Here is a 13,253-nt window from a genome sequence, read left to right on the forward strand (position 1 = left end):
GCAAAAAACTGGATAAAAATTCTAATATAAGGTAGAGTGGATATTTAATTCCTACATAAAGAATAAAATAACTATTTATTAGCCAATTTTTTAAACATTAAACCACCAAACTCTATGTTGGATTGCATTGTGATTGGAGCTGGCCCCGGAGGTCTAGTGACAACCAAAGAATTACTCGAACAAGGGGTGCGCGACGTTGTCTGTTTAGAGCAAGCCGAGGATGTGGGTGGCGTTTTTGCTAAAACCTACGACAGTTTAGTCCTAACCTCGTCTTGCACCTATAGTATGTTTTCCGACTTCTGGATTGGTGATGGAGAACAGCACAAATTCTGGACAAAGACTGAAGCCCTTGACTATTGGAAGCGATATGCCAAACAGTTTGGTGTGTTAGAGAAAATTCGTTTCAACGCCAAAGTTGTAGCCCTGGCGGAGCAGGAAGAAAACCAAGGATGGCAAGTTCAATTGGCATCTGGAGAGACTTTACTTTCAAAACGAGTGGCATTGGCGATCGGGAATAATAGTATCCCGAATTATTCCAAATGGAAAGAATTATTAACGGAGGTAGATTTTTCCCATTCCCAAGACTATCGTAATGCTGAGGGCTTTGCGGGCAAAAATATATTAGTCGTTGGCGGCGGTGAATCCGGTTCAGACATAGCTCTAGAATTATCTCGTGTCGCCAATAATTGCTGGGTTAGTCTGCGGCATTCAACGGGGTTTGTCGTACCTCGCCAGAGAAATAATCGCGCCAACGACATCGCTAGCAATCGGGGTATATACGGCTTACCCAGAGACTATGGATATACCTTGAGCAAAATTATCTTGCGACAGTGGTTAAATTACAACAATCCTGTTGAGCAAACTGCCGTTACCCTGAATGAGAAAGTTAAGTGCAGAAACGGAGTTTTGGGAACATACGGAACTAAAACATTCGCGTTACCAAAGGCAATTGTGGAGCATGGGTGTCACGTCGTTGGTGACATAATTACGGTAAAAGATGGTGGCAAAACATTACTCACGGTTGATGGGAAAACTTTGCAAGATGTAAATGCGGTACTATTTTGTACGGGCTACAAAAACTATGTACCTTTCCTTCCCGATGAACTGAAGCAAACTGACCCCCGGAACCTTTACAAACATCTATTTCATCCCCAGTATCGAGACAAAATCACTTGGATTGGCTGGGCACGTCCGGGGTTCGGAAGTCAGTTTCCGATTATGGAAATGCAAGCCCGATTGTTTGCCTTGATTTGTACTGGTGAAAAAACGCTTCCGGCTGCGGCGGAAATGGAGCAAATAGCATCGATAGATCGAGAGAACTATTTAAACCAGTTTGAACATAATGCTCTTCGCATCCGTAGTTTGGTTGATTATCATATTTACATGGATGATATGGCTGATATAATCGGTTGCAAACCGCCATTATGGAACTACTTTTTCTTACATCCTCGCCTCTGGCTGCGTATTGTTTATGGTGCTACCAATGCAACGCAATTTCGTTTACGAGGTTCCGGTGATAAGAAAGCGTTGGCTCAAGAAATAATTGCCAAATTACCTGTCTGTTCTTTCAATTACTTTTTTCTTGCTGGTCTCAAAGGTCGCGTGATGTATGGGTTCAATGCTATCGTTAAAGGGGTAACCCAATTCTGGCAAAAAATTAGAATTGGACAAGGGAAAGCCAATGCATTGCGATAAGGAGTGGAAAGCATCTGTTTGTTTCAAGCCGCTTCATCCCTATGCCTATAGTCTAGCCAGGACAAATGTGTTTTCTTGCCTATGCCGAACCCAGGTTAATATATTTACTCCTATTACAGGAGTTTGTAGATGTCTGTTTTTGTTACTGATAATTCCCCAATGATGGTCAACTTTGCGGAAGGAGATATTGCAAAATTGATGCGTAAAGGTCATCCTCAAATTGCGGAAGGTGACGCCTACATCATGAGACTGGTTAAACAACATTGCCAACGCCTCGAACTACCCGTTCGTCTGCTTGATGTTGGCTGTGGTACTGGGTATTTTGCGTCAAGGTTGCTCAAGCAGTTCTCGGAAATCGAACTGATCGCGGCAGAAGCAGAACCTGATATTGTGGTTAAATTAGAACGTCGTCTCGCTAACACTAATGCTAAAGTATTCAACTGTCCCTTTGAAGAGTGGAACGAACCCGTAGATATAATCCTCTCTTGGGGCGCTCACCACCATTTGCCGTCAAACTATTTAATTCACGCCAAGCAGGTGCTAAAAAAAGATGGCATTTTCATTGTCGGGGATGAATTTTGCCCAGATTACTGCGATGAAACTGATGCAGTACGGATTGCTAACGCTGAACTTATCTACATCGCGAATGGGTATATTTTGACAACGGCGGCTGAGGTAGAAAATTATAAACGTTCAGAGGAGATTCCGCCTGTGGCATTGGAATTTGAACGGCGTCGGCAACAGGCACTCTGGATTTGGTATAGGTATGTTGTTGACTACGCCATGGAAAGGAATTGTATTGAAGTCGCAATCGACGAACTCCGAGCAACGTATAATGACCTAATGACGGGTTCTGGCGATGAACACAAAATGTCCCCACGGATTGCTGAACAAGAGTTCAAACTTGGCGGTTGGCGGCAACTCTCCAAAAAGTCTTTGGGTTCTGCTAATGCACCGGAATTCCAAAGCTTTGTTGTCTATGAGCTAGAGCATCAGTGGGTGTAACCCCGGTTCGCGATCGCAACCAGTCAAAAGCCGACTCACTTAGCTAGTGATTGATCAATTGCTGTAATACATAAGGGGTTTTATATCCAGAAACTTTAGGGGCGCATAGATGTGCGCCCTCCGAATAATGTTGCATCAGGATAATTGAACGCTGAACATTACCTGAACTGGAGGATAACTGGAAGGGATTAACCTTGGCGCGTTGGCGGAGCCTGTTCCGAAGAGAACGTATCGCATCCACATTTTTGACGGGTTCTGATCCTCACTTCTGATTGAGATGCGTTGTTCAAGGTTAGGGCAATTTGCTGTATTACTGATGGGATAAGCTTAAACTGCTGATTTCAGCTATGATAGTTGTATTAAATATGGATGAAATCGACCCTATAGGCGGGTACATTTTCCCATTATGAAGTAATTATCTCATAAAACCATCACCCTTGTCAATACCTCCAAGAGCAATTATTCTAGTAGATTCTAGGCGAATAGTTCATCAACGGCTATACTGAAACTGTGCGATCGCGTCAGTATTGTCTCGAATCGCGTCTAGGTTCTGAGAATCGAGAATCATTCAAATTCATCAGACTCTCGATAGATTGCTTTCACTCGTCTGAGATACTGCTGAGTAATCCCTTGCTAATCAAATTCCTCCGGTAATGGAAGAGATAACATCTAATCTGCTTCAGAGAAGTTTACGCAATCGTATAAATCCTTTAAGGAGATTTCAAACTCAACAGAGGTCAAGGATAAAACAGAGTCTTCAGATTCCAGGTAAGTCACCAACCATTTGCCGTCATCGGTTTTGACATATTGTTCCACCTCAAAGCCATATTGGTCGATGGTGATATATTCTTGAAACGTAGGTAGGGAGCGATAATATTTAAACTTATCTCCTTTGTCGTAACTGCGGGTTGAATTCGAGAGTACTTCCACAATAATTGAAGGGTTGGTTACAGTATCTTTGCGGTTCTCATAATACAGAATATCTCCAGAAATAATCTGTAAATCGGGGTATGTGTAGCGATTGTATTCGGGCAGCCATAGACGAACATCACTGGCAAAAAAACTCAGTGGTTTCCCCCGAAAGGCAAACTTTAAAAAAGCCACTAAATTAATAATAATACGATTATGATTGGTCGTGCCGCCAGTCATGGGTACAATTTCTCCGTTGTGGTACTCATGTTTGGTTTCGGATTGTTCCTCTAAGGCGAAATAGTCTTCTAGAGTATGGGTCTGTGGCTTCTTTTGTATTAGCATAGTATCTTCTGCCTGTTGCATCTCGTTTTCATGGTAACTGAAAGCTTTATCGGGCAAGGGTTTCAGCCTACTTGTTTCCCGTCAGCCTCTCGACTCTTCCCACTCCCTCTCAGCGCTGTTGTGGTCTGGACTAAGTAGGATCACATAGAATATACTTAACAAAACGATAAAAAAATAAATAAACTTTTCTAGTTCGTTACGTGAGAGGCTATAAATGGCTGTGAGTCAGCATTACATTGAAGTTGATTATCTTGAAGCCGAGCAGATTCAACCCAGACGGCGCTATGATCCCGACGAGATCGCAGCCAAATACCGCTATCGCCCTTGGGTGGTTCTCTGGCGGGCGTTAAGGATTATCTGGAACTTTGTGCAGTTTATTCTAGGTCTCAAGTGGGACGAGTGGCGGAACCAAGTTGAGCGGAATCGGTTTAAACGCGCTACTCAACTGCGACAGATCTTGACTCGCCTCGGTCCGACATTCATTAAAGTGGGACAAGCTTTATCCACGCGCCCGGATTTAGTTCGCAAAGATTTCTTAGAAGAACTGATTAAGCTACAAGACCAACTCCCGCCCTTTGACAATGAAACCGCCTTAGGGATTATCGAGTCAGAGTTAGAGCGTCCGGTGAGTGAAGTCTATCGCCAAATTTCTCCAGATCCAATCGCTGCGGCAAGTCTCGGTCAAGTTTATCATGCTTATCTGCATACCGGGGAAGAGGTAGCCGTTAAAGTTCAGCGTCCTAACCTACTCAAGTTACTCACCCTGGATCTGTATTTAATGCGGAAGTCAGCCGGTTGGTTATCCCGATGGCTCCCCCTAAATTTGGGTCATGATTTGACGTTAATTGTCGATGAATTTGGCATTAAGTTGTTTGAAGAAATTGATTATATCAACGAAGGTCGCCATGCAGAACTCTTTGCCAGTAACTTCCGCGATGATCCCAGTGTCAAAGTGCCGACCATTTATTGGACGTACAGTAACCACCGGGTTTTAACCTTAGAGTGGATTAATGGGTGTAAGCTAACCGATACAAAAAGTCTTTGCACGGCTGGACTTGATGCTGACCAAATTATTCAAACTGGCGTCATAGCGGGTTTGCGCCAACTCTTAGAACACGGCTTTTTCCACGCTGATCCCCATCCCGGTAACTTGTTTGCTATGCCCGATGGTCGCATGGCTTACATTGACTTTGGCATGATGGATCAGTTGGAGGAAGAAACGAAAGAAACTATCGTAAGTGCAGTTATTGATTTAATCAATAAGGATTATGTGGAGTTAGCGAAAAAGTTTGTCATACTGGGCTTTTTAACCCCGGAGACAGATATCATACCGATTATTCCTGCCATAGAACGAGTGCTGGGAGACGCGGTGGGTCAAAGTGTACGGGACTTCAATTTTAAAACGATTACGGATAGTTTTTCGGAGTTAATGTTTGACTATCCGTTCCGAGTTCCAGCCAAATTTGCCCTAATTATTCGGTCGTTGGTGACTCAGGAAGGGTTGGCGTTAACCCTGAATCCAGATTTCAAAATCGTTGAGGTGTCTTATCCTTACATCGCCAAACGTCTACTCAAGGGTGAATCGCCAGCAATGCGGCGGCGGTTGATTGAGGTGTTGTTTAAGGATGGTAGATTCCAATGGCAACGGTTAGAGAATATGATAGCGATCGCGCGATCGGATGAGAACTTTGATTTGCTACCCACAGCCCAACTAGGATTACAATATCTGCTATCTGAAGAAGGGAAGTTTCTGCGGCGTCAGGTACTATTGGCGTTAACCGAAGATGACCGATTGCACACTGAAGAGGTGCAACGCCTCTGGAATTTGGTCAAAGATGACTTGAAACCGGGACGGTTATTTAATGTGGCGTTAAGTTCTCTGGGTACTATTTCCACAGAGAGAATTGCCGCGATTCTACCCCTGGCGGCGATGATTGGGGAAAATAATTAAGGGGTTAGGTTTTCCGAACAAAGCCAACAGCATTTGATCATTGAGTAGAGACGTTCTGCCAGAACGTCTCTACCACAGTTCGGAAAGTCCTAAGCTATGTGTCTACTGCTATATCTTCCACAGATTTGAAGCCTAGCATAAGAATCCCCACTCAGAATCTTCGATTTGAGTGGGGTGCGTTCAACTATCATCACACAAGTTCGAGGATGATTTCTGAGGAAAGGGGACTCGTGGTGCCATCTAAATATTTCACCACAGCAACAATGTAGTTGAGTCCTCCTTCTGGATCAGATTTGGTCAAGGTTACGGGAATGTCAACAGAGCCGGTCCCGTCAAGGGTAGCGGACTGCTCAGTAATGGCTATAATACTGTTTGCCTCAAATGGGTCTAGATCAAATCCATTGCCACTATCAGTAAACAGTGCTGCCTCCGTAACCAGCAATACAACCTCAGCACCCGCAGGACCTGTAACCTGGATGGTCTGATTTTCATTGGACACCTTGGCTCGTGTCGAAGACAGTCCTACGGCTGAAATCGTGGGTTGACCGGGCAAGTCCGATTGGAGTGTCACCTGAGACCCATCGATACTGTTGGGAATCCGATAGGTATCTCCCACCAACGTTGAGCCATCATTAAAATCAGCTCGCACTTGGGTACCCGTTAACTCAAGTCCAGAAACGTCAGCCGAATCGCCAGGTCCGGGTTGTGGCGACCCCTTAATGCTAGTCGGGTCAACGTCAATGGAGAAGGTTAGTGTTTCTGTCGGATCAAAGTCATTGAATAGGATTTCCAAGGCATCAAAACCACCGTCATGGGAACTTAGCAGCGTGTGCGAAAGGTATCCCACTCCTGAGTCGCTATCCACGGTAAAGACTTTGGCGGCTGTGTCGCCAGCGGTACCATTGGGGTCAAAAACTAAATCAGGCAGAATACTGGAACTCAAATCAATCAAAACCCGGTCGAGTTTCTGACCCGAAGTCGAGGTGTTGGTGATTCGGAACGAATCGGAGCCAAAGGTACTGCTATTGATACCTGCCCCCGGTGGGTCAATTGTAAATTTAGCCGATGCCGTGGTCGTTGGCAAGGCTTCATTGTCCAAAATCCGCAGCGTAGCTTTATTTTGCGCCCCAATTCTTGCCCATGGGGTAGGACTATCCAGTACCAACTTGATTGTCTCATCTCCTTCTACTTCCGTATCTTCTAGGATAGGAATCGACACCACTTTGGTTCCGGTTTCCCCATCGGCAAAGGAAACGGTAATCGGAGCATTGGTGTAGTCAACACCACTGGTAGCTGTGCCATCGGTTTGAGTCAGTGTTGCACTGACAGCGCCAAAACTCACCCCAGTGCGAGTAACACTCACCTGAGTCACAGATGTGCCATTTTCATTAACCGTAAACTCCAGATCACCGAATGCCAAGGTGCTACTCAAGTAGACAAAGGCATCGGGTATGGTGGAGGTTGTGCCGTCATTGGTGATCACTACATCAAGTAGATCACCTGTTGGGGTGGTCTGCTCAGGGATAATCCCCTGAATCCGGTTGGCAGAGACGGAGGTAAGAAGCGCTGTCTGACCGCCAATCGTGACTGTGGTATTGGCAAGGTTAGGGTTGAAGTTTGTCCCGCCAATCGTGAAGGTAGCACCACCCACAGCCGGCGAGCGCCAGGGGAAGATATCATAGGCAGTCATATCGAAGACAGCCGCCAGATCATCGGGTAGGGAAACAGTGATTTGGTCGTCAGTGAAATCGATGCCCAGAATTGCGCCCCCAGGACCATGCACAACATCTAGAGCAGTTGGGGTATTGATGATCGTCTCTAAGGACTCAAAGGAGCCATTGGGGGAGACAGAAGCATTGTAGACGGTGCCATTCCATTTCTGAGCCAATAGGTTGCCCTGCATCTGTCCCAAAAAGGTCGTGGCTCGGTATTCGGTAATCCCATTGGTTGAGGACGCTACCGCCCCTAAGGGCGAGGTAAAGTCACCTGTATCATTCGCACCATACCAAACATACTGCCGAGGATCGAAGCGACCTTGATTGCGATTGGCATGTCCGTAGTAGTTCCCCTCAACCAAAAGGTTAATTTCATCGGGTTGACCGGTGATGGTCTTTTCGGTGTTCGGTCCCGTAGAGGCAGTACCAAAAGCACTGCTGGCATTGGCACCATTATCTGTGCCGTAGAGTCGATTTTGAGTCGTCCAGACAGTATCAAAGGGGTTTCGCTGTCCGCTGGCGAACACGGATACATCCACACCAGGAACCACGTTGACGATTGATCCGTATACCTGGTCATTGGCATTAAATCCAGTCGGTGCTGTTTCTCCTGGAGTTAACTCGTACTCAACCGTTCCATTAAAATTCGGTTTCGTGATTTTGGCTTTCAGAATCGCCCCCGATAACGGAGATTCCGGAAGACCACCAATGTTGTTGTTGGAGACTCCGGCATTCGTATTCCCACCAACGGCGATGAGCAAGTCTCCATGATTGTCAAACGCCAATCCGTTAATTCCATGGTCGTGGTTAGAGACGGGTAAACCTGTAATTAAAGGCGTTACCGTTGAGAAGTTGGGTCCTTCGAGGATAGAAACCTGACCATTGTAGGGTGAAAATTCGGTGACAGGTCCTTGACCACCATTATGGGCAAAAAGTTCACTGTGGGCGACGTAGATTTTAGGGGCATCAGCAGGATCATCAAAGGGGTTAAAGGCGATTCCCAAAATATTGTTGTTGCTCAGACCGGCGATACTGGAAACGGACTGGGTATTGGTCACCTGATAGTTATCATCGAAGGTGTAGATTTTAATGGCTCCGGTAATCGTTCCCACGTAGAGCCTGCCATCGGGTCCCCAAGTTGCCTGAGTGGGTCCGAATAGCGTGGCACCCGTTTGTTGTTCAGGCAGGAATTTAATCGGTGGTACTCCTTCAACATAATTAAAGGTGACCACATTGCTCATCCCATTGGGTGTTTCCACCCTTACATCAACCGTGTCGCCAAAGGTTCCAGGAGGTGTGGCAAACGTGATTGTCCCCTGATTCACTTGGATATCGGGTTCAGTGAAAATCGTATTGCCCCAGTGAACTTTAACTTGATCGGAGGCATCACCTTCCCAAAACGCAATACCCTTAAGGGTGAGGATTTGAGCCCCGAACGTGGAGATATCGGTATCGGCGGGGGGATTGATGAAGGGAAGCAGACTGGTTTGGTCGTGAGTTAGATTGGTTCCTTGCAGGGGTGCGGGTGGGGCACCATCAATTGATGCCAGTACTTCTATGGGGTTTACTTCCCCGGCTGCCCGAGCCACACGAACTTCTAGGTTATAGGTTGTGCCTGCGGTTAACGTTTCTGTAGCCGTGACCAGATTGCCATTAATATAGATGTCGCTATCAGTGCCACCATTAACGGTGAAATCATAGTTTCCAGCGGTGGTGGGTGCAAATTTTCCCTTGAATACAACGGCTACATTTTGGTTGGAGTAGGACGAACTGCCCAAGGTGCCAAAGGTACCATTTTCCTTCAGGTGTAAGCTGCCATCTAGTAAATCATTCGGATCTTTTGGCGTCAGGGGTAGGATTTCCTGAAACTCAGGGGCGGTGAGATTGTCAATATCAGCATCCAGATCGTAGGAGACTAACATCCCACCGACGGCGTTGATGGGAAATATATTCAGGTCAACCGAATCCGTGAGACTATCGGCTGGTGCATTGCTATCTTCAATAGTCAATGAGACTGTATGGGAACCAACGCCCAAAGTCGCCTGAATATCTTCCCCTGTGCCTAAAACCGTTGCCCCTTTTGCCCAAGTCCAGCTCGTCAGAACCTTACCGGGTTCATGGGTGTGGGATTCATTGCCCAATAAGCTGACCCCTTCGCTACCATTTCCGTTATAGTCAATGGCATATTCTGGGGCATCGATCACAACATGGAGAAAGGGATGACCCCCGTGAGCCTTTTCTTCCTTGACAACTTCGATGGATGAGATTTTCGGCTTCTCCACCACACCGACTAAATCGATATTGAGAATGCCATCGGTTACCCCAACATTGTTGGAAATCGTCAGTGCCGCATTACCACCCACCTGAGCGTAAATGTCTAGATCATTGGCGATTACATTCCCCTCAGCGATGACATCAAATACCCGCAACCCCGCATCAGCCCAGTAAATTTCCGCAAAATTCAGGTTGACCGTATAGGTGCCTTGTTCAGGGACAGGAACTTGATAAGACAGGGTATTTTTGTGCCAGCGCTCTGTTTGATATAGCTTATCGTCAAAGGTATTACCGATATCCGTTGTCGCGGCAATGGCATTAGTACCACCACCAACGAAGTAGGTATCGGCTTTCCAAAGCCGACTATCAACACTGGTGTAGTCTGGTCCCCCGGAGTTGATCAGGGTGGGGGGGAGTGCAGTCCCGGTGACAGCAACATCAAAGCTGCCTAGAGTGCCACTGGTGACAAAGTTACCACTGGCGTCGCTGACTTGGTTGGCTGCCAACGCGATGGTGTAGGTGCCATCATCTGTCCCATCCCAGTTTCCACCTGGGGCAGCAAACTTGTAAATGGCTTTTAGTGGAGAACCATTACTGTCTGGTTGAATACTGTGTAGAGTGGCTAACTGACTGAACCCATTCGGTCCGGTGACGAGAACATCGCTGCTGTCTACAGTGGTGGAATCAATGACTTGGTTATCGGAGTAGGTGACGCTGAATTGATACTCGGTTCCACCTCGGTAGGTTACATCAGTCGCCTTCAAACTAGCGGTTGGTATGATGGTATCCGGGATGGGATTGGCTAATATCTCAATGGCTGAGAGCTTGGCGTTATTGACCAGAGCATTCAAGTCTAGGTCGAGGACGCCATCGGTGACATTAACATTTGCCAGGGAGGTGATTAAGGCGGTATTCTTCACCCCAGTCACTGATATGATGTCTAAATTATTCAGGAACGGATCACCCTCAACCGCCACATCAAACGCCCGTTGTCCTTCTTGATTAAAGAAAGTTTCGGCAAAGTGCAGGTTTACCGTATAGGTGCCATTGACGATGGGAATGTCGTACCCGAAGGAGCTATGGTAGCGCTCTGTTTTATAGAGGGTATCTTCTACGGTACCATCAATGGCAGCACTGGTTGATGAGGTATTGCCGTTGGTGAAGTGGGTATCGGCGAACCAAAGGTTACCTTGAGTATCTGTATAGTTTCCTCCTCCCACATTGATCCGGATATCTGTTGGTACTGGGGGAGCGGCGTTGACGTTAAAGGTTCCCAGAGAACCGCTAGACACCGCATTGCCACTGGTGTCCATCACTTGGTTAGCTTGCTGAGCGATCGCGTAAGTGCCATTATCCCCCGAATCCCAGGTTCCTCCTGGAGCCAGGAAGCTGTAAGTGGCTTTCATTGGCGTGCCATTACTATCTAGCTTCACGTTATTCAGAGTGGCTAACTGACTGAACCCATTAGGTCCAGTGACGAGCAGGTCATTGCTGTCCACAGTGGACAAGTTAACGGCTTTGTTATCAGAGTAGATGACACTGAATTGGTAACTGGTTCCGCCCTCTTGGGTGACATCAGTCGCACTCAGGCTAGCGGTTGGCACTATCGTATCTGCACTGGGACTCGCTAATACCTCAATCGCTGAAATCTTGGCTTTGTCAACAACACCAGCAAAGTCAATATTCAGGATGCCATCGCTAACGTTTACAGCAGAAAGGGATGTGATTAAGGCTGAATTTTTTGCTCCAGTTACCGAAACAATGTCTAAATTGTCATTGAGTAACTGACCCTCAACGGTGGCATCAAACACCCGTTTTCCGGCTAAATCGAAGTAAACTTCGGCAAAGTGCAGGTTAACGGTATAAGTGCCATTATCGACGGGAATTGCATACCCGAAGTTTTTCCGCCAGCGTTCTGTTTGATAGAGAGTATCTTCGCTAGTACCAGCAATGGGAACATTGAATAAAGAGGTATTTCCGGCGGTAAAATAATTGTCCGCCTGCCAAAGGTTACCTTCACTATCGGTATAGTCTCCTCCCCCCGCATTGATACGTATTGCTGAGGTAGTCACTTGGGTTGCTGATACGGTTGGCTCGTTAGCCGAAGCTGTTGCCAAACTTAAGTCGCTGCTTCTAGCTACTGGCAAGAGCGACTCGTCACTTGCCAAGGTTAAGTCGTTGATTTGGAGTACTGGCAAGAGCGACTCGTCACTTTTACTCTTCTTATTTCCTTTTCCTTTCTTTTCATCCGGAACAATTTCAATACTTGAGAGGCGAGCGGCTTCACCTTTAAGAGATTTGAAATTTAATTCAAGAAACCCATCTTTTACCTTGGCTTTAAAGGTTTGAGTCAGGGCTGTATTAGTTTCTGGTTTATCTTTAACGGCTTGAAGTAGGGTTTCAGCTTCATCAATTTCTAGTTTGTCTTTAAATTTTCCTTTTTTAAGGATGCCGCTAATTTTTTCATCTTCTAATCCCTTAACAGACTCTTCAATTTCCAGGATTTTTATCTTGCCAATGCCTAATTTATTTTTGAGCTTTTCCGCTTTGATGATGGCATCAATTTTATCAACAGCATTTTTCTTCTTAGCCTTTATCTCTTGAATCACATCAACTTCATCAAGAGCAACTAGTTGATTGGCTTTTACCTGAAACTCCCGTTGATCAGCTTCAAGGACATAAGGCGTTTCGACAAAACTTAACCTCACTTCATAGTCACCGTTGGGCAGAGCAAATAAATACTCAAACTCTGCTGCCTGACGCCCCGACTGAAACAGGATTGACTCCTTGGTTCCTGTAACTTTGGGTAATGTTTTAAAGCTTTTCCCGCTTTTACCGCTGGTGAAGTTACTGTCTGCTGCCCAAACCTGACCTTGACTATCGAGATAGTTTTCTGAACCCCCGACGTTAACACGGACTGTCTTGGGGTCGCCCGTGATTGCAGCAAGTTTGGATGCCGAAAACAAACTTTTTAGTTTATCTTTTTCTTTCTTTTCCTTTTCTTGGGCGTCCTCGGACAGACCGTTTCCCTGTTCCGGCTTTTTCGAGGAAATTGTCCCAGTCAAAGCGTCGCCAAATGCACCGACTAAAGGAAGATTGTTTTGTGAAGAATCTTCCGAGTCTAGTTGAGTATCCTCAACAGTAGAATCAGAAGGTATGAGGGTATTCACCACCAAGTCATCTGTCCATTGACTAAGAGACAGGGTTGTGAGAGTCGCCTCCAAATCAACACTAGATGTAGATGCAGCAGGGTTCTCTGCCGTTTGATTTTCAGTTAACCCCAGAGAGGCAGGGTTGGTTTCCGGATCAAGACCTAAAGGAAAAAATTGTTCAGTTGTAGTTGTGAATTCCATCTGACA

Annotated in this window: 5 protein-coding genes; 3 read left to right on the forward strand and 2 right to left on the reverse strand. The window is 46.1% G+C overall.

The annotated features are described in order from the left end of the window. Positions 1–114 precede the first annotated feature (114 nt). Positions 115–1,695, forward strand: coding sequence for a flavin-containing monooxygenase (locus tag ACLGGO_RS00465; RefSeq protein WP_446417865.1), 1,581 nt, complete (start codon positions 115–117; stop codon positions 1,693–1,695). 129 nt (positions 1,696–1,824) lie between these two features. Then, the gene (locus ACLGGO_RS00470) at positions 1,825–2,700 is read left to right on the forward strand and encodes a class I SAM-dependent methyltransferase (protein WP_446339515.1); all 876 of its coding nucleotides are present in this window, start codon (positions 1,825–1,827) and stop codon (positions 2,698–2,700) included. Between the two features lie 669 nt (positions 2,701–3,369). On the opposite strand, the gene ACLGGO_RS00475 is transcribed toward ACLGGO_RS00470, so the two are convergent. Then, the gene (locus ACLGGO_RS00475) at positions 3,370–3,954 is read right to left on the reverse strand and encodes a Uma2 family endonuclease (protein WP_446339514.1); all 585 of its coding nucleotides are present in this window, start codon (positions 3,952–3,954) and stop codon (positions 3,370–3,372) included. A 214-nt stretch (positions 3,955–4,168) separates the two neighbouring features. On the opposite strand from ACLGGO_RS00475, the gene ACLGGO_RS00480 reads away from it, so the two are divergent. Further along, on the forward strand, positions 4,169–5,905 hold the full coding sequence (locus tag ACLGGO_RS00480) for an ABC1 kinase family protein (RefSeq protein ID WP_446339513.1): 1,737 nt from the start codon (positions 4,169–4,171) through the stop codon (positions 5,903–5,905). A 190-nt stretch (positions 5,906–6,095) separates the two neighbouring features. Here the strand turns inward: ACLGGO_RS00480 and ACLGGO_RS00485 are convergent, their stop codons facing one another. After that, positions 6,096–13,247 carry a malectin domain-containing carbohydrate-binding protein gene (locus ACLGGO_RS00485; protein WP_446417866.1) on the reverse strand — a complete coding sequence of 2,384 codons (7,152 nt, stop codon included), beginning with the start codon at positions 13,245–13,247 and terminating at the stop codon, positions 6,096–6,098. Positions 13,248–13,253: the final 6 nt, after the last annotated feature.

Origin of the sequence: Coleofasciculus sp. (assembly GCF_046565525.1) — a bacterium.
Classification (GTDB): Bacteria; Cyanobacteriota; Cyanobacteriia; order Cyanobacteriales; family Coleofasciculaceae; genus Coleofasciculus.

Excerpts from the sequence above, each read along its gene's own strand:
- ACLGGO_RS00485 (WP_446417866.1), bottom strand. The coding sequence starts at position 13,247 with ATGGAATTCACAACTACAACTGAACAATTTTTTCCTTTAGGTCTTGAT.
- ACLGGO_RS00480 (WP_446339513.1), top strand. The coding sequence starts at position 4,169 with ATGGCTGTGAGTCAGCATTACATTGAAGTTGATTATCTTGAAGCCGAG.
- ACLGGO_RS00465 (WP_446417865.1), top strand. The coding sequence starts at position 115 with ATGTTGGATTGCATTGTGATTGGAGCTGGCCCCGGAGGTCTAGTGACA.
- ACLGGO_RS00470 (WP_446339515.1), top strand. The coding sequence starts at position 1,825 with ATGTCTGTTTTTGTTACTGATAATTCCCCAATGATGGTCAACTTTGCG.
- ACLGGO_RS00475 (WP_446339514.1), bottom strand. The coding sequence starts at position 3,954 with ATGCTAATACAAAAGAAGCCACAGACCCATACTCTAGAAGACTATTTC.